The organism is Ruegeria sp. Ofav3-42 (assembly GCF_022347725.1).
Taxonomy (GTDB): domain Bacteria; phylum Pseudomonadota; class Alphaproteobacteria; order Rhodobacterales; family Rhodobacteraceae; genus Ruegeria.
In genome coordinates this window covers 158,311-176,388 of sequence record NZ_JAKRGB010000011.1, presented here as the reverse complement: position 1 = coordinate 176,388, position 18,078 = coordinate 158,311, and the positions used below count along the sequence as shown (strand labels likewise).

General features: G+C 58.4%; 14 protein-coding genes. 10 read left to right on the top strand and 4 right to left on the bottom strand.

What is annotated here, in order from left to right; all coding sequences use genetic code 11:
- Positions 1–22: 22 nt before the first annotated feature.
- On the bottom strand, positions 23–3,820 hold the full coding sequence (locus MHN28_RS16860) for an efflux RND transporter permease subunit (RefSeq protein ID WP_239343739.1): 3,798 nt from the start codon (positions 3,818–3,820) through the stop codon (positions 23–25).
- Complete coding sequence (locus MHN28_RS16855) at positions 3,817–5,049, bottom strand: efflux RND transporter periplasmic adaptor subunit (RefSeq protein ID WP_239343738.1); 1,233 nt, start codon at positions 5,047–5,049, stop codon at positions 3,817–3,819. The genes MHN28_RS16860 and MHN28_RS16855 overlap by 4 nt, the downstream gene beginning before the upstream one ends.
- Before the next feature lie 226 nt (positions 5,050–5,275).
- Between MHN28_RS16855 and MHN28_RS16850 the strand changes: the two genes are divergently transcribed.
- The 5 genes from MHN28_RS16850 to MHN28_RS16830 all read left to right on the top strand — a co-directional run bounded on the left by MHN28_RS16850 (position 5,276) and on the right by MHN28_RS16830 (position 10,719).
- Positions 5,276–5,947, top strand: a complete 672-nt coding sequence (locus MHN28_RS16850) for a hypothetical protein (RefSeq protein ID WP_239343737.1) — start codon at positions 5,276–5,278, stop codon at positions 5,945–5,947.
- 42 nt (positions 5,948–5,989) lie between these two features.
- Positions 5,990–7,312 carry a PQQ-like beta-propeller repeat protein gene (locus MHN28_RS16845; RefSeq protein ID WP_239343736.1) on the top strand — a complete coding sequence of 441 codons (1,323 nt, stop codon included), beginning with the start codon at positions 5,990–5,992 and terminating at the stop codon, positions 7,310–7,312.
- Between the two features lie 48 nt (positions 7,313–7,360).
- Positions 7,361–8,824, top strand: coding sequence for a ribosome biogenesis GTPase Der (gene der / locus MHN28_RS16840; RefSeq protein ID WP_239343735.1), 1,464 nt, complete (start codon positions 7,361–7,363; stop codon positions 8,822–8,824).
- 163 nt (positions 8,825–8,987) lie between these two features.
- Positions 8,988–9,974, top strand: coding sequence for a fatty acid desaturase (locus MHN28_RS16835; protein ID WP_239343734.1), 987 nt, complete (start codon positions 8,988–8,990; stop codon positions 9,972–9,974).
- A gap of 91 nt (positions 9,975–10,065) precedes the next feature.
- Positions 10,066–10,719 carry a helix-hairpin-helix domain-containing protein gene (locus MHN28_RS16830; protein WP_239343733.1) on the top strand — a complete coding sequence of 218 codons (654 nt, stop codon included), beginning with the start codon at positions 10,066–10,068 and terminating at the stop codon, positions 10,717–10,719.
- A 56-nt stretch (positions 10,720–10,775) separates the two neighbouring features.
- On the opposite strand, the gene serS is transcribed toward MHN28_RS16830, so the two are convergent.
- Positions 10,776–12,068 (bottom strand): serine--tRNA ligase, encoded by a 1,293-nt coding sequence (serS, locus tag MHN28_RS16825; protein WP_239343732.1) that lies wholly within the window; start codon positions 12,066–12,068, stop codon positions 10,776–10,778.
- A gap of 72 nt (positions 12,069–12,140) precedes the next feature.
- Positions 12,141–13,805: a mechanosensitive ion channel family protein gene (locus MHN28_RS16820; RefSeq protein WP_239343731.1), complete on the bottom strand. Its 1,665-nt coding sequence runs from the start codon at positions 13,803–13,805 to the stop codon at positions 12,141–12,143.
- A gap of 203 nt (positions 13,806–14,008) precedes the next feature.
- Between MHN28_RS16820 and yajC the strand changes: the two genes are divergently transcribed.
- The 5 genes from yajC to MHN28_RS16795 are packed head-to-tail and all read left to right on the top strand — an operon-like array spanning position 14,009 to position 18,064.
- On the top strand, positions 14,009–14,296 hold the full coding sequence (gene yajC / locus MHN28_RS16815; RefSeq protein ID WP_170382681.1) for a preprotein translocase subunit YajC: 288 nt from the start codon (positions 14,009–14,011) through the stop codon (positions 14,294–14,296).
- Positions 14,297–14,329: 33 nt separating this feature from the next.
- Complete coding sequence (gene secD, locus MHN28_RS16810; RefSeq protein ID WP_239343730.1) at positions 14,330–15,991, top strand: protein translocase subunit SecD; 1,662 nt, start codon at positions 14,330–14,332, stop codon at positions 15,989–15,991.
- Position 15,992: 1 nt separating this feature from the next.
- Positions 15,993–16,961, top strand: a complete 969-nt coding sequence (secF, locus tag MHN28_RS16805; protein WP_239343729.1) for a protein translocase subunit SecF — start codon at positions 15,993–15,995, stop codon at positions 16,959–16,961.
- On the top strand, positions 16,954–17,724 hold the full coding sequence (locus MHN28_RS16800; protein WP_239343728.1) for a sulfite exporter TauE/SafE family protein: 771 nt from the start codon (positions 16,954–16,956) through the stop codon (positions 17,722–17,724). Before secF ends, MHN28_RS16800 begins: the two co-directional genes overlap by 8 nt.
- Complete coding sequence (locus MHN28_RS16795; protein ID WP_239343727.1) at positions 17,711–18,064, top strand: Mth938-like domain-containing protein; 354 nt, start codon at positions 17,711–17,713, stop codon at positions 18,062–18,064. Before MHN28_RS16800 ends, MHN28_RS16795 begins: the two co-directional genes overlap by 14 nt.
- The last annotated feature ends 14 nt before the right edge of the window (positions 18,065–18,078 follow it).

The following is an 18,078-nucleotide window of genomic DNA, read 5'->3' as shown; positions in this document are numbered from 1 at the left end:
ACCCCGGGGTTCGCCATTTCCGTTACTCAGCCGCCTTGAGAGGCGTCGTGGGCGGGTGATCGGGGCGATCATCCTTCCGGGCATCCGGGTCTGCCGCAGCGACGGCTTCATCATCCCAAACAACTTCCGTGGCCTGAGCCTGCATAGCGGCGCGGCCAACGGCCATGTCCTGAGCGACCTGGCTGGACCGACCGGCTGTGACACGTGCCAGTGCTTTGCCAGTCCAGATCGCATAGGTCGTGACCCAGACACGCAAGGCCAGGAACGATGGCGTCACGATCAGGGTCAGAACCGTCGCGATGCCCAAACCGAACACGACAGCAGTTGCCAGCTGCTTCCACCACAGCGCGGTCGGGCTGTCGATGGAATAGCCGCCGTTGATGAAGTCCAGCGACAAGCCGAACATCATCGGTGTCAGACCGGCCATCGTCGTCAACGTGGTCAACAGAACCGGGCGGATACGCGCCTCGGCCGTGCGGATAATCGCCTCGATCCGGGGCATATAGCGGCTGTATTCCTGATAGGTGTCGATCAGAACAATGTTGTTGTTCACCACGATCCCCGCCAGAGCCACAATACCAGTCCCGGTCATGATGATCGAGAAGGGCTGCTGCATGACCATCATACCGATCAGAACACCGGTGGTCGACAAAACCACAGCCAGCAGAACCAGAACCGAGTTGTAGAACGAGTTGAACTGGGCCAGCAGGATCACAAACATCAGCCCCAGCGCGGCAAGAAACGCGCTGGATAGGAAGGCACCCGATTCCGCCTGTTCTTCCTGATCCCCGGTCCATTCCCAGCTGACGGCGTTGCCGAAAGGATCGGTTTCCAGCCACTCGGTCAGCACCGCAATGCGTTCGTTGGGGTTGATCAGACTGATCCGAGCGTCACTGGAGTCGAGGTCAGCGCGCACGGCATCGACGCTGTCTGCACCCGTCAGCGTAACCAGTTCAAAGGTTTTGCCCGTCGGGCCTGCGATGGTTGATCCGACAGGTTCGACCCCTTCGACGACCTCGCGCACAACGGCCAGGCGCTGTTCGGTTCCGTCCGGATTGTCGGTCACAACCTTGCTCAGGCCCGGTTCAACGTCCGCTTTCACATCGTAGTAACGCTGCTGATTGATCCGGTTGATCTCGGCCAGCTTGGCCACAGGCTTGCGCGTAACAAAGTTCGACAAAGGCACCAGACCATCGGGCGTGCGCACTTTGAGCGTATCGAGCGTGGACAGAACCCGATCCTCATCGGGCAGGCGGACACGGATTTCGATTTCCTCGTCCACACTTTCAGGGCGCATTTCACCCAACAACAGCCCGCGTGTGACCAATTGAACCATCGCGCCGACGGTCGCCACGTCCGCGCCGAAACGGCCAGCCTTGGCGACATCCACGTCAATCTGCCAGTCGATACCGGGCAGGGGGAGTGAGTCTTCGATCTTGATCAGACCCGGGGTCTCATCGAACACTTCTCTCGCTGCTACGGTGGCCGAGGTCAGGTCTTCCCAGCCGTCCGCCCTGATGCGAAGGTGAACCGGTTTGGCCGAGGCCGGACCCTGTTCCAGCGGTTGGATATCAACGATGAAGCCCGGCAGGTTGGCCAGATCAGCAGTCAAATCGTCCAGAACTACGTTTCCATCATATTCCGGCGCAATGGTTTCGCGATCCAGCAAGCCGCCCAAAATCGGTTCGGACAGATTGGGCCGGTCCTCCCACGGGATGATCTCGAACTGAACACGACCCACTGTATCAGCCGGTGCCTCTGCACCGCCGGTGTTCTGGTTCAACCCGCCTTCGCCAGCAAAGGCAAAGACGTTGACGACCGCAGGATGCGCGCTGATGATCTCTTCAGCGGCCAGAACCATCGCGTCCTTTTCCGTCAGTGAGAGGTTGCCCCGCGCGCGGACATAGGCCGTGGCCTGTTCCGGCTCGGTTTCCACAAAAAACTCGACACCGCGATTGTTGTTTCCAAAGGCAGTCATCACCGCGACAACGGCGAAACCGATCGCGACGATAGACACAATTGGCATGATCGGATTGCCGACCAAGAACTTCATCACATAGCCAAAGTTGGTATGTTCGCGGGCAGTGTGCACATGGTTATCGGGCGCGCGCTGAATTTTGGCCGCGCTCAGCGTGATCGATCCGCCAAAGGCCCCGAACATCAGCAACAAGGCACCGAGCAGCACACCGCCAGCGGACGATCCGGGCATCAGGTAATCGGGGTTCACCATCTGCATCGCGCCCAGGAACATCATATACAGTACCGGCGGGATCATAATGGCGCGCACCCACCATGCGGTTTTGGCGCGCAACCAGTCAGAGATGCGGTCAAACACCCGGCTTACCCGCCCCGAAACACCGCCCACAACTGGCAGATAGATCAGAGCCACAACCAGCGACGCCGACAGTACAAAGATCAGCGTGATCGGCAGCATCTTCATGAACTCGCCCGGAACGCCGGGCCAGAACAGCATGGGCAGGAAGGCACAAAGCGTTGTGGCGGTCGACGACACGATGGGCCAGAACATCCGCTGTGCTGCCTCTACATAGGCATGCATCGGGCCGACGCCTTCCTTGATGCGTTTGTCGGCATATTCCACAACAACAATGGCCCCATCGACCAGCATCCCCACGGCCAGGATCAGCCCGAACATCACCATGTTCGAGATTGTGACCCCAATCATCGCCAGAAAGGCGAAACACAGCAGGAATGACGTTGGGATTGCAAAACCCACCAGCAGTGCCGCGCGGGTGCCGAGCGCAGCCAGAACAACGATCATAACCAGAGCGATCGCGGTCAAAACCGAGCCTTCGAGCTGTCTGACCATTGAATCGACTATGCGGCTTTGGTCGTTCGAGGTGCCAAGCTGGATGGCGGCCTGCATCTCGGGCGGCCATTTCGCCTGCGCGGCGGCAATGGTCTCTTTCACCCCTTCGACCGTGTCGATCAGGTTAAAGCCCTTGCGCTTGACCACCTGCAACGCGACGGTCTGTTCACCGTTGAAACGGGCCGTGCCCTCACGATCTTCAAAAGTGTAGTTAACCTGCGCCAGCTCGCCCAGTGTAACAACCCGGTCACCGTTGACCTTGACCGGCAGGTCATACACATCCTGCGCGGTTTTGAAGGACGACGGGATCTTTACCGAAAAGGTACCTTGTTCGGTTTCAACCTCACCGGCCGCGATCAACTGGTTGTTGTTGCGGACGACGTCGATGAGTTCCGCCGCTGTGACGTTGTACGCCTCAAGCCGCAGAGGGTCGATAACAACCTCCAGCAACTCATCCCGATTGCCCGCGATTCCCGCTTCCAGAACGGAATCCATTGCCTCCAGATCATCCTGCAAGTCTTTGGCGACGCGCGCCATTGTGCGCTCGGGAACCGCCCCGGTCAGGTTGACGATGACGATGGGGAATTCCGAGAAATTGACCTCGGTGATCGTGTATTGCTCGGCTCCGTCAGGAAACTTGCTCTGCGCTGTGTTCATCGCATCGCGTACATCGGCGATGGTGGCGGACTTATCCCAGCCGAACTCGAACTCCATCAGAATACCAGCGTAGCCCTCGGCGGCGGTTGCTGTCATCTTGTCCAGCCCGTCGAGATCGGCCATCTCGGTTTCCATCGGCTTGATCAGAAGGCTTTCGCTGTCCTCAGCCGAAATACCGGGGAATTGAACCGATACGAACAGCATCGGGATATCAATGTCCGGTTCGCCTTCCTTCGGCAGGCTCACATAGGCAAATCCGCCGATCACCAGCGAGATGGCGATGAAGGCCAGAACCATTCTGGCCCGGTCGGCGGCCCAACTGACTATTCCGGTCATTTCGCAGCTTCCCGATATGTGGGCTCAACGGTAACGCCACGGGTCACAAATTCCTGCCCGACGACGATGATATCCACTGTTTCCGGGAGGCCGCCGACCCAGACGCCTTCTGCCGTGTCACGCAACAGGACGATGGATTGGAAATCGACCACATTGCCCTGACCAACCGTGCGGACACCGACCTGACCTTCGTTGTTCAGGGTCAATGCCGATTGCGGCAGGAAATGTGCCTTGGCGCCATCGGCCGAGATACGGATATCGGCGGTCTGGCCGTCCCGAATGGCAAGCTCCGGGTTCGGAACCGTGATTTCGACCTCAAAGGTGCGGGTCGTTTCATCCGCCGAACGGCTGAGGAATGTCACACGACCGGCGACCTGCAGGCCGGTGACCAGCTGCGCTGTCGCCTCAGAGCCGACGAGGATACGGTTAACCTCGGTTTCCGGGACAAACCCGACCAGTTTGATGGGGTCCAACTGAATGACCGTCGCACACAGAGAGCCGGGTTGCATCAGGCTGCCAAGTTCGGCTGTGTCGCTCTCCAGCAGACCCTTGAAGGGAGCTTCGATTGTCTGGCGGTCGATCTCGCGTTTGGCGGCTTCGACTTCGGCTGTAGCGGCTTCGATTCCTGCGCGCGTGGCCTCAAGCCCGGCTTCGGCGGTCTTGATCCCTGCCTCAGCCGTCCGCATGGCGGCCTCGCTCGAGATTCTGCGAGTTTCAGAACCAAATCCGGTTTCGGACAGCTTGTTCGCGGCGGTCAGGTTGATCTGAGCCTCGGCGACCAACGCGTGGGCTTCTTCCAGACGGGCCTCGGCCTCGGGGATGCGGCTTTCCGCTTCGAGTTTACCTGCCATCGCCTCGGCCAGACTGGCGGGACGGGTGCCCGGGTCCAGTTCGCACAGCAGGTCGCCCGCTTCGACAAAAGTCCCCTTGCGCTTGGGTTCCGAGATGACGGTCGACGTGGTTTCGGCCAGAACTTCAACCTGGCGATTTGCCTTCGTCTGACCGCGCAACAGCACCGCGCTGTCAATTTCGCGTGCGGTTGACCTCACGGCAACTACGCCGATGGTCGCTTGATCCACGGCTGTTCCGTCGCCGGAATCGGTGCTGGCCTCGGTGCCAGCGTCAGCTTCCGCCCGCCCGGCAAAGGCAAACAGAGTGTCTCTTTCAAATACCAATAGAAACAGAACAACAATCACCAAGGCGGCGTTTGCCAGTGAAATCAATCGCATACAGGGTTACTCCCAGAATTCTTTGCCGAGTTTTTTTTGGCGGTCATGCTAGAAAGTGGGGACGATTATGTACCTTTTCCACACTAAACTGAATAGTTCGGTTTATTTTTTTGTACAAGAGCGCCGGACCCCCTTGGGATTGAGCGAAATCGGGCTCTTGGCTTGGCGATGGCGCCGGGGTATGACATGGCGCCATACACCAAGGATGCAGCCCCGGAGGGCAGGGATGAGCGACGTCGACAGTTTTATTGATGAGGTGACCGAAGAGGTCCGCCGAGACCGCCTGTTCCTATTGCTGCGCAGGTGGGGTTGGATCGGTGTGCTGGCGGTTGTTCTGATCGTGGGCGGTGCCGCTTTCAATGAGATCCGCAAATCCCGTGCGACCAGTCAGGCGGAGAATCTGGGCGACTCAATTCTGGCGGCGCTGTCGCAGAATCAATCGGAACAGCGGGCGACTAGCCTCGCTGCTGTTGAGGCCCAGTCGCCCGGTGGAGACGCGATTCTCAACATGCTTTTGTCTGCCTCTCAGGTTGAAGCCGGCTCGGAACAGGACGCGGTCAGCAGTCTGAATGCCATTGCATCCCAGGGTGATCTTCCGGAAATCTATCGTGCGATCGCAACCTTCAAGGCGTTGCTGCTGCAGTCCGAGACGTTGCCGGCAACCGATCGCCGCCTTCAGTTCGAGGCGCTGGCCGCACCGGGTGCTCCGCTGCGTTTGCTGGCCGAAGAGCAACTGGCTCTAATTGACGTGTCGGAGGGAAATGTCGATGCAGCCATTGCGCGGTTGGAAACGCTGCGCCAGGACGCGGAAGTCGGCGTGGACTTACAGCAGCGCGCGGCCCAACTGATTGTTGCGTTGGGCGGAGAACCAGAACCTCTGGTCGCCCGACAGGGCTGATCCGGTGGCGGAACGAAAAATCACAGGCGAGTTCAGAAGATCATGGTAGCAAGTCTATTTTCTCGTATTGGATTGCCGGTGGCAGCCCTTTCCCTGACCATGGTCGCCGCCTGTCAGGAACCCGAAGTCATTCTGCCCGGTCCGCGCGAAGATATCCGGCCTGCGTCCGATACCGAAACGGTGGTAACCCGCGGTTCGAAGCCGATCAGCCTGCCGTCGCAAAAAGCCAATGCCAGCTGGCCACAAAGTGCTGGCACAGCTGCGTTTCGTACAACAAACGCCCAGTTGCGCGCCACTCCGCAAAGGATCTGGTCCACCTCGATCGGCCAAGGGGACTCGCGCAAGCAGCGGATCACGGCTGAGCCCGTAGTCGCGGGCGGGTTGATCTACACGCTCGATGCGGGCGCGACGGTATCCGCGTTGTCGCCACAGGGGCAGGTCGTGTGGAACACCAACCTCATCCCGCCGAATGATGGCGATTCCGACGCTACTGGTGGCGGTTTGGCCTATGACAACGGCGTGCTGTACGTTTCGTCCGGTTATGGCCGCTTGACGGCACTGGATGCCAGGTCCGGTAGCGTCCGCTGGCAGAAGCGATTGAACGCGACAGGCAGCGGGGCACCTCTGGTCAGCAACGGGATTCTTTATCTTGTTGCCGGAGATGAAACCGGGTGGGCCGTCAATACCAAGGATGGGCGGATTGCCTGGCAGGTTCAGGGCACGCCCAGTGTTGGTAACGTTCTGGGCGCACCTGCGCCGGTGATCGCTTCGGACTTTGCCGTCTTTGCCTTTGGCTCGGGTGATATCGCGGCGGCTTTCCGTCGGGGTGGTATTCGCCGCTGGAACGCATCCGTCGCAGGCGGGCGTCGCGGACGGGCCGCAGCGCAGATTGTTGATGTCACCGGTGGGCCGATGGTCGTGGGTGACACGATCTATATCGGTAACCATTCTGGTCGGACCGTTGCGTTTGACGCCAACTCGGGTGATCGGATCTGGACTGCAGACGAGGGCGCCGTCGATACGGTCTGGCCTGCTGGGAACAGTATTTTCCTGATCAGTGACCGCAGCCAACTCGTCCGGTTGGACACAGCCACCGGAGCGATCGTCTGGGCGCAGGACCTGCCGGGTTTTGTCAAGGACAAGCCAGGTCGCCGTGGTCCGATCTATGCGCATTACGGCCCGATCTTAGCGGGGGGACGCATCGTTATCGCCTCGAATGACGGCTACATTCGCTTCTTCAACCCTGTCGATGGGACGCTGGTGAATCGCGTCGAAGTGCCGGGCGGCGCTACGACAGCGCCGGTTGTGGCGGGGCAGACACTGTATGTCGTGTCCACCAAAGGTGATTTGCACGCTTTCCGTTGACCGCAAGATGCGCTAAAGGGCGCGTCTGAGTCTTGAAAGTTGAGTATCATGTCGCTGACCCTCGCCATCGTGGGGCGCCCGAATGTGGGCAAGTCCACCCTGTTCAACCGCCTTGTGGGCAAACGTCTGGCTCTGGTCGACGACCAGCCCGGCGTGACGCGCGACCTGCGCGAAGGCGAAGGGCGTCTGGGTGATTTGCGTTTTACCGTGATCGATACTGCAGGTCTTGAGGACGCAACCGACGACAGCCTGCAGGGCCGGATGCGCCGCCTGACCGAGCGCGCCGTGGATATGGCCGACGTCTGCCTGTTCATGATCGATGCTCGTGTGGGTATTACCCCAACCGACGAAATGTTCGCCGAGATTCTACGCAAACGGTCGAAGCACGTGATCCTGGCCGCCAACAAGGCCGAGGGCAGCGCCGCGGATGCGGGTGTACTGGAGGCATATAACCTGGGTCTTGGCGAGCCGGTTCGCTTGTCTGGCGAACATGGTGAAGGGATGACTGACCTCTATACTCAGCTGATGCCGTTGGCTGACGCCGCCGAAGATAAGGCTGCGGACGACGCGCCCGAGACGGATATCGAACTGGATGAGGATGGCGAGGGCGAAACCCCTCTGATCACCGCTGCCAAGCCGTTGCAGGTTGCGGTCGTGGGTCGTCCGAATGCCGGAAAGTCCACGCTGATCAACAAGATCATCGGTGAGGATCGCTTGCTGACGGGCCCCGAAGCCGGAATTACCCGCGATGCCATCAGCCTGCGGATCGACTGGGCCGACCCGGGCGGGGACAGCACGCCCATGCGTATCTTTGATACGGCCGGTATGCGCAAAAAGGCCAAGGTGCAGGAGAAGCTCGAGAAGCTTTCGGTTTCTGACGGGCTGCGTGCAGTAAAGTTCGCCGAGGTCGTGGTTGTTCTTTTGGACGCCGCAATTCCTTTTGAGCAACAGGACCTGCGCATCGCCGATCTGGCCGAGCGCGAAGGCCGCGCTGTTGTCGTTGCCGTGAACAAATGGGACATCGAAGAGGACAAGCAGGACAAGCTGCGCGAGTTGAAAGAGTCGTTTGAACGCATGCTGCCGCAATTGCGGGGCGCGCCTTTGATCACGGTGTCCGCCAAAACGGGGCGGGGGCTTGAGCGTTTGCGCGCCGCCATCCTGCGTGCCCATGACATCTGGAACCGCCGCGTACCGACGGCCGCTCTTAACCGCTGGTTGACAGCTATGCTGGAACAGCACCCGCCACCAGCGCCGCAGGGCCGCCGGATCAAACTGCGCTACATGACTCAGGCTAAAACCCGCCCGCCGGGCTTCGTGGTCATGTGCTCGCACCCGGACAAAATGCCTGCCAGCTATACCCGGTATCTGGTCAATGGTCTGCGCGAAGATTTTGACATGCCGGGTACTCCGATCCGCCTGACATTGCGCGGGCAGGGCGACAAGAACCCGTACAAGGGACGCCGCAAGAAAAACGCGGGCGCTTTGGCCAAACATCTCAAGGGTCGCGCGTAACTGCGCCAATTTTCAGCATTTTTGGTTGAGGGGCGTGACAGTCCCGTTTCCCCGCGCTAGCATTCGTTTGCGTGCATCTGTTCTTGCACGCGCTTTTTCATGCGGAATTTCCGCACCAGTTTTTGAAACACCATTGGACCTGACCATCGTGGGGAGCGGCTGGATGGATCTGAGGGAATATACAAGGCAATACGCGGTTCAGGACAATAGATTGGCCGCATTGAGCTACTTTGGAACTTTCGCGGTGTATTTCACATCGCTGGCGCTGGCGATTGTCTACGTGGATCGGTGGTATGTCATGATCCCGGCCGGGATCGTTTTTGCCTTTTCGGCGGTGCGCCTTTACGTGCTTCAGCACGATTGCGGGCATCACTCGCTGTTTGAAACCCGCACGCAAAATGAATGGGCCGGGCACGGGCTGTCACCATTTACCTTCGCGCCATTCGAGGTGATGAAACAAAACCACAACCTGCATCACGCGGGCATCGGCAATCTTGAGCATCGCGAGACCGGCGAAATTCATACGATGACCCTGCGGGAATGGAACAGAGCCGATTGGAAAGCTCGCCAGTTCTATCGCCTCTATCGTAATCCGTTCATCCTGGTGCCCGTTGGCGCGTTGTTCACCTACTTCATCCGCTACCGTTGGCCAAAGAACACCGTTCGGTTCGGTGTAACCGGTGTGGTTTTGCACAATTTGTCGATTGTTGTGTTCCTTGGACTTCTTTACCTGATCGCCGGGATAACGGGTATTCTCGTCTGGCTGGTGTTCTCATTGCTGGGTGGAATGTTGGGAGTATTCCTTGTCTATCTGCAGCACAATTTCGAGGATACATATTGGGATCGGCGCCCGGATCTTGATCCCAAGCTGGCGGCCCTGCAGGGGTCGTCGGCGCTGGATTTCGGCTGGTGGTTCGATAACGCGGTGGCCTGCATTACGCTGCACGATATCCATCACTTCAACGCGCGGATACCGTCGTATCGGCTGCGGGCGTGCCATTACAACTTGCCGCCCGAATACACTCCGCGCCGGATCAAGTTTCCCGAAGCCGTCGCTGCTCTGAACCTGAAACTCTGGGACGAAGACGCAAAGCGCCTCGTTCCATTTCCCGGAAAGGATCGATCTGGCGATCTGGCGCACAATAACTGACACAAATAACCTGCTGGCCCGGACATAGACTTGCGGGCCTGTATATCCAGTGTATATACGGGAGTGCAGGGAGAAACAGAAAGGACAGATAATGACCGCAGTGACCGATGTAAAAGGTGTAGGTGAGACGCTTGGAAAGTCTTTGGCTGCCAACGGTTTCAAGACCGCAGAAGCCATTGCCAAGGCAACCCCCGCCGATCTGGTCAAAGTTCCCCGAATAGGTGAAGCCCGCGCGGCCGTTTTGATCGCCGCTGCAAAAGAAGCCATTGCCGCAAAACCAGCGACCGCAAAGCGGGCTGCGGCGAAAACAGCCGCACCGAAACGCGCTGCTGCGAAACCAGCCGCAGCTAAACGTACCACCGCCAAACCAGCTGCACGCCGGGCTCCTGCCAGAAAGCCAGCGACGCGACGAACGGCAGCCCGCAAAACCGTTGCAGCCGCCGCTGCTGAAAAGCGGGCCGAAGAGGCAGCGCGTAAAGCGGCCGAAGAAAAGGCTGCAGCCGAGTTGGCAGAGGCGAAAGCCAGGAAGAAGGCAAAGGCCAAGGCCAAAGCTCAGAAAGCCGCCAAAAAGCTGCAAGAGATGGAGGCCGTGTTCACCAAGGCCAAGGACAAGGTGAAGGCCAAGGCAAAGAAAGACAAAAAGTCCAAGAAGGACGACAAGAAAAAGTCTGACAAAAAAGACGACAAGAAAAAAGCCGACAAAAAGAAAGACAAGAAGAAGGATAAGAAAAAGGCGAAGAAGTAACCTTCTTCACCTTTCTGTCTTTCGAACCCGGCGCCGATTTTCGGCGCCGTTTTTTTTTACGCCAGTGTGCCGTCCAGCTGCAGCGTCAGTTTGCCGCCCAGATAAGGGGCCAGAACCTCGGGCAAAGTGACGGTGCCGTCTGCGTTCTGGCCGTTTTCCAGCACGGCAATCAAGCAACGTCCGACGGCCAGACCAGATCCATTCAGGGTATGAACGTATTCCGGTTTGCCGCCAACTTCGGGGCGGAACCGCGCGTTCATACGGCGCGCCTGGAAGTCACCACAGGTCGAAACCGAGCTGATCTCGCGATAGGTATCCTGACCGGGCAGCCACGCTTCGATGTCAAAGGTTCGGCGCGCGCCAAAACCCATGTCGCCGGTGCACAGGATTACAGTGCGATAGGGGATGCCCAGTTTTTCCAGAATACCCTCGGCGCAGCGCAACATGCGCTTTTGTTCGTCATCCGATTTGTCCGGATGCGTGACCGAGACCATCTCGACTTTTTCGAACTGGTGCTGGCGCAGCATGCCACGGGTGTCCTTGCCCGCCGATCCGGCCTCGGAGCGGAAGCACAGCGAATGTGCCGTGTAGCGACGCGGCAGGTAGCTCTCTTCGATCATTGTGTCGTTGACGATGTTGGTCAGCGAAACCTCGGACGTCGGGATCAGCCACCAACCTTCGCGAGTCTGATAGCTGTCTTCGCCGAATTTCGGCAATTGGCCAGTGCCCTGCATCATTTCGGATAGAACCAGAACCGGGGCGTTCACCTCGGTCAGTTCGTTCTCGTTGATGTGCGTGTCCAGCATGAACTGTGCCAGCGCACGGTGAATGCGGGCGACACTGCCGGACAGCAGCACGAAACGCGAGCCGGAGAGTTTTGCAGCCGTTTCGAAATCCATGCCGGTCTGAACAGCTTCGATTTCGAAATGCTCTTTCGGCGCAAAATCCAACGCGCGCGGAGTGCCCCAGCGGTTGACCTCAACATTGTCGTTCTCATCAGCCCCTTCAGGCACGTCCTCGGCCGGAAGGTTTGCGATGCGGATCAGTTGGTCGGTCAGCAGGGCGTCCAAGTCTTTTGCCTCAGTCTGCATCTGGGCAATCTCGGCTTTCTTTTCAGAGACCAGAGCGCGCAGGCGCTGGAACTCATCCTCGTCGCCTCGTGCCTTGGCAGCACCGACTTCTTTGCTGGCCTTGTTCTGTTCGGCCTGCGCGGTTTCAGCGGCGAGAATCTTGGCGCGGCGGCTTTCGTCCAGCCTCAGCAAATCTGACGACACCGGCGCGTCCCCACGGCGCGCAAGAGCGGCGTCGAAGGCGGCTGGGTTTTCGCGAATGGCGCGGATGTCGTGCATGGTTCAGATCCTTAAATGCGTGAATCACTGAAACCGCTTATGCACCATCTGAAAGGCGGGGTGTAGCGCCGGTTACGACTTATCCGCGTCCTCGTGTGTTTCATGCGCCAGATGGCCATCCCAATGCTCGGCAGGGATCTTCGGTTCGGGCGGATCGGCCATGTAGGAAGGCGTCATGATCTGGACGTTGTTCTCATTGAACACAGCCACGATGTTGCGGTGCAGATCCGATTTGATTTTTGGGATTATGCTGCCGCGCGTCGAATACCCGTTGATCTGATAGTTGATCGCGTAATCCGCCAATGCCGTCCACAAAACAAAGGGTTCGGGCTTGGCCTTGATCCCTTTGGTGCGATTGGCAGCCTCAATCAGCATCGCTTCGATTTTTTCTGGCGGCTCTTCGTATCCGATGCCAACCGTGGTGTGCAGCAACAACCCGCTGCCGTCGGTTTTTTTTGAGAAATTCACGACGTCCGAGTTCATTAGCTGCGCATTGGGGATCGAGATCAGCTCGTTCTTGATGGATTTCAGATGCGTCTCCATCAGCTTGATCTGCACCACGTCACCGATGTGGTCGCCAATCTGAATTCGATCCCCGATTGAGGTCGAGCGGCGATAGATCACGAACAGACCGGCCAGCATATTGCTGACCACGGAATTTGCACCCAGCGAAAGCATCGCACCGACAAGGATTGTCAGTCCCTGAAACGCGGCCGAGTCCGAGCCGGGGATATAGGGGACGGCAAAGACCAGAGCGATCAGGATCACCACGACGCGGGCAATATTGAAGGTCGGGTTGACCCAGTGCTTTTCAAAATCCCCCATGTCGAAGGTGCCAGCCTCGACCGCGTCAAAGAACACACGCATACCCTTGATGATGTACATGGTGACCCATGAAATCAGGGCCAGCATGATCAGGTTGGGGATATAGCTGATGATCCCCTTGAAGATCAGCAGCACCGGTTCGGTTAGATAAGTCAGCAGAAGCTGCGCAAAGTACCGGGTTTCAGCAAAGGCCAGCAGAACAAACGATAGGTAATAGTAGAACCCCAGAAAGAAGATGACCAAAAGGATGAAGTTCAAGCCATATCGCACCAGCGCTGCTATCGCTTCGGCCTGAACGCTTTTGGCTGTGGCGGTCTCGACGTCCTCCAGATAACCCTGCACAAACGCCAGGGTGCGCCGCCTGATCCGGCGGTGCAGCCACAGGATTGCGACAATGAAGACGGCAAAACCAAAGGTCCAAGCCACCGCCTCAATCGCACCTGACACGCGCGCCTGTTCGGTTCGGTTGGCGCGGTAGGTGATGATCGCTTCTTCGATTGCATCGCCATGCAGGAAACTCAGAACGTCAAGCTCCATCTGGTCCAGCTCAGCGTCGGCCACGGTGACAATCGAAATGATGACACCATCGGCCCGGATGCGAATCCCAAGTTCGGTTTCCTCGAACGCGATATCAACGGTCGGGCTTTCCGAGGCTTCGGCGACCTCGATAATGCTGTTCTGAACGCGCTCGGCGCGTTCCGGTGCCGGTAAAGCGCTGGAACCGCGCAGGAAGAACAGCGTGTCACCGTCGACGATCACGGGCGCTTTGAAAATCTCGGATTCCGTCGTTTCGGAATCCTGAGGTTCAATAGGCGATTCTTGCGCCAAAACGGACGGGGCGCACAGGGCAATCCAGAGTGCTGCCAGCATCAGACGGCTAAGTATGCCAAGAGCTTGGATAATTTGCGTCATTGCCCCCTCCTGACACCTGACTATATCCAAGCCGGCGGTGGTTCCTAGGGCATATCCGCACCTTCTGGCCGGGACTGTGTTCATTATGAGCCAATCCTTGAAAAAACCTGTACGACCTTTCCTTGCAAACAGGCATTTCAAAGAATAGGTTCTCGCCAAATTTGCGGAGCGTTTCCGCAACACCAAAAACAAAGGAATATCCCATGGAAGGTGGCGCAATCGCCCAGTTTCTCCCGCTGATCCTGATCTTCGCGATCATGTATTTCCTGCTGATCCGCCCGCAGCAGAAAAAGATGAAGCAACATCAGGCCATGGTCGAGGCTGTGCGCCGCGGCGATCAAGTCGTCACCCAAGGTGGTCTGATCGGCAAGGTTTCGAAGGTCAAGGAAGGCGACAACGAGATTGAGGTCGAAATCGCCGAAAACGTCAAGGTTCGCGTAGTCAAATCGACTATTGCGCAGGTTCTGAACAAGACCGAGCCTGCGAAGTAAATTCGCGCGACAATTCCTTGAAAAGGCAGGGTAATGCTGCAAATTGATACCTGGAAGCGGGTTCTGATCTGGTCGGTCTGCGTGATCGGCTTGCTGATGGCCCTGCCGAATGCGTTCTACACGCGCGTCGAGCAATCGAACGATGCCAAAGCCGCTATTGAGCTTGGCATTGACACCCCCGAAATGCAGGCCGAAGCGGCGCAGTGGCCAAACTGGCTGCCGTCGTCTCTGGTCAATCTGGGCCTGGATCTGCGCGGCGGGGCGCATCTGCTGGCCGAAGTTCAGGTCGACGATGTCTACGAATCCCGGATGGAGGCGATGTGGCCGGAAATCCGTGACGCTCTGCGGGATGAGCGCGCCACCGTGGGTACTATCCGCAAACAGGATTCGGCCCCGGACGAGATCCGCGTAAAGATCAGCCAGCCCGAGGGCATGCCCCGCGCGCTTGAGGTTGTGCGCGGACTGGCCCGTCAGGTGCAGACGCTGACAGGGGTAGGTGCTACGGATATCGAAGCGCGGGCGGATGGCGACACGATTGTCGTTCAACTGTCCGAAGCGGAAAAGCTGGCCTCTGACGACCGCACGGTTCGCCAGTCGCTTGAGATTGTGCGCCGCCGGATCGACGAGGTTGGCACACGTGAGCCGACTATCCAGCGCCAGGGTGCTGACCGTATCCTGATCCAGGTGCCGGGTATCGGTAGTGCGGGAGAGTTGAAGGACATCATCGGCACGACTGCACAGTTGACCTTCAACCCTGTAGTGGGGCGCGGCACCAACCCGGATGCGGTTCCGGGAATCGGCGAAAAGATCATTCCATCCATCGACGAAAACGGCATTTTCTACACAGTCGAAGCGGCACCGGTCGTAACCGGTGAAGAGCTGGTGGATGCACAACCGTCCTTCGACCAGAATGGACGTCCTGCGGTGAGCTTCCGGTTCAACACGTCAGGCGCTCGTAAGTTCGGCGACTACACACTGGAAAATATCGGCCAGCCCTTTGCCATCGTTCTGGATGACGAAGTGATCTCGGCCCCCGTGATCCAAAGCCATATTCCGGGCGGTTCTGGTATCATCACTGGTAACTTTACTGTTGAGGAAAGCACGAACCTTGCCGTTCTTCTGCGCGCAGGTGCGCTGCCTGCCGGGCTGGAATTCCTTGAAGAACGCACCATTGGCCCCGAGTTGGGTCAAGACAGCATCGACGCCGGTAAGGTGGCGACCATCGTGGCCTTCGTCGCAGTTCTGACCTTCATGGCGCTCAGCTATGGTCTGTTTGGAATCTTCGCCAACATCGCGCTGATCATCAACGTCGGGCTTCTTTTCGGCTTGCTGTCGCTGATCGGGGCGACGCTGACCCTGCCGGGTATCGCTGGCATCGTGTTGACCGTCGGTATGGCGGTGGATGCCAACGTGCTGATCTTCGAACGCATCCGAGAGGAACTGAAATCGGCCAGAGGTCCGGCGCGTGCCATCGAGCTTGGCTATGAAAAGGCGCTTTCGGCCATTCTGGACGCGAACGTCACCACATTCATCACAGCGACCATCCTGTTTGCGATGGGCAGCGGTCCGGTACGCGGTTTCGCAATTACTCTCGGCCTGGGCATCCTGACCTCGGTCTTCACTGCGATCTTCGTGACGCGTCTGATGATCGTCACCTGGTTCGAACGCCGCCGTCCGAAAATGATCGAGGTTTGACATGAGACTTAAACTCGTACCCCAGAACACCTCGTTCGATTTCTTCAGCCGTTGGAAAATCTGGCTGGGCATCTCGGCCCTGATGATGATTGTAGCGTTCACCTCCTTCCTGCTGCAGGGGCTGAATTTCGGTATCGACTTCCGCGGAGGGACCACGATCCGGACCCAAAGCGCAGAAGTTGTGGATGTGGGGGCTTACCGTGGGGCTATTGCTCCGCTGGAATTGGGCGATGTGACGATCACCGAGATTTTCGATCCCACGTTTGCTGACGATGAAAACGTCGCGATGATCCGCATTCAGGCGCAGGCCGAGGCCGAGGCCGTATCGGCCGCGACTGTCACAGCGGTTCAAGAGGCCCTGAAAACCGCCGCACCGGACATTCAGTTTGTCTCCGTCGAATCCGTCGGACCCAAAGTTTCGGGCGAGCTGATCCAGACCGCCGTTATCGCGGTGGCCTTGGCCATCGGCGCGGTGCTTGTCTACATCTGGTTGCGCTTCGAATGGCAGTTTGCTTTGGGTGCTGTGGCCGCACTAGTTCATGACGTGATCCTGACCATCGGTATCTTCTCGGAACTGCAGATTCGGTTCGATCTGGCCATCATCGCGGCGCTTCTGACCATAGTCGGGTATTCGTTGAACGACACCGTGGTCGTGTTCGACCGCGTGCGCGAGAACCTGCGGAAGTACAAGAAGAAGGATCTGAAAGAAGTCCTGAACATCTCGATCAACGAAACGCTCAGCAGGACGGTGATGACCTCGGTCACCACTCTGTTGGCTCTGATCTCGCTCTATGTGCTGGGCGGAGACGTGATCCGCGGCTTTGTCTTCGCGATGATCTGGGGCGTTATCATCGGGACGTACTCCTCGGTCTTTGTGGCCTCGACAATTTTGCTGTGGCTGGGTGTAAAACGCGACTGGTCGAAACCGTCGAACAACGCGGGTAACCAGTTCGCAAATGTGGATGCCTGATCTGTTCGGCCAGTCCCCAACGGGACTGGCCGTTATCTTTTTTGCAGCCACTCTGGGCGGGATCGTACGCGGGTTTTCCGGCTTTGGAACCGCGCTGGTCTTTCTGCCTTTGGCAACCCCGTTCCTGGGTCCGTTTGGGGCACTGATCGGTCTGACGATCATGGATATCTTCGGACCGCTACCCAACCTGCGCCGCGCATGGCGCGTTGTGGATCGGGGCGATCTGGCACGTCTGCTGCTGGGCTGTGCGCTGGTTCTGCCTGTCGGCTTGTGGGTCCTGACGCAGGTCGACCCAAAGGTCTTCCGATACGCCGTCAGTTTCCTGGCCCTGTTCATGCTCGCGATCCTGATTCTGGGGTTGCGGTATCAGGGACGGGTTCGGCGCGCGATGGTGGCCGCGATCGGCGGTGCTGCGGGATTTCTGGGCGGCGTTGCGGGCCTGCCGGGCCCTGCGGTGATCCTGTTCTACATGTCCCGCCCCCTGCCGGTTGAGGTCATACGAGCCACGATCCTGCTGTTTCTGTTTGGCTTCGATTTCCTCATCTTCGGATTCCTGTCCGGCATGGGACGTGTGACATTTGATTCCGTCATTCTGGGGCTGGCGCTGTCGATACCCAATCTTTTGGGAAATTGGCTGGGGGGCTGGCTGTTCCACCCCGAGCGGGAAAAGCTGTATCGTACAGCCGCATACGTCGCGATTGCGCTTGCCGCCTTGTCGGGATTGCCACTTTGGGGCATAGAAGACGCCCATGCGGTTGAATGAGATCACATATAACAATGCGACGCCCGTAGACGGCTACGGGCCCGGTTTCTTTCGCGTTGGTGGTCAGGTCTTTGAAGACGCCATTCTGACCGGACCGGGTGGAACCGCCGGTTGGGGGGGCTACTCGGACCAGTCGCCCTTGCTTGCGCTATCCGAACACGTAGATGTCCTGTTGATCGGAACAGGGGCGGAACTTGCCCATATTCCCGCCGATCTGCGCGCCTCGCTTGAACAAGCAGGTTTGGGGGTTGAGATCATGAACTCACCCGCCGCGTGCCGCACCTACAATATTCTCCTGTCCGAAGGCCGCCGCGTCGCGCTGGCTTTGCTCCCGACCTGACGGGATCCCATTCA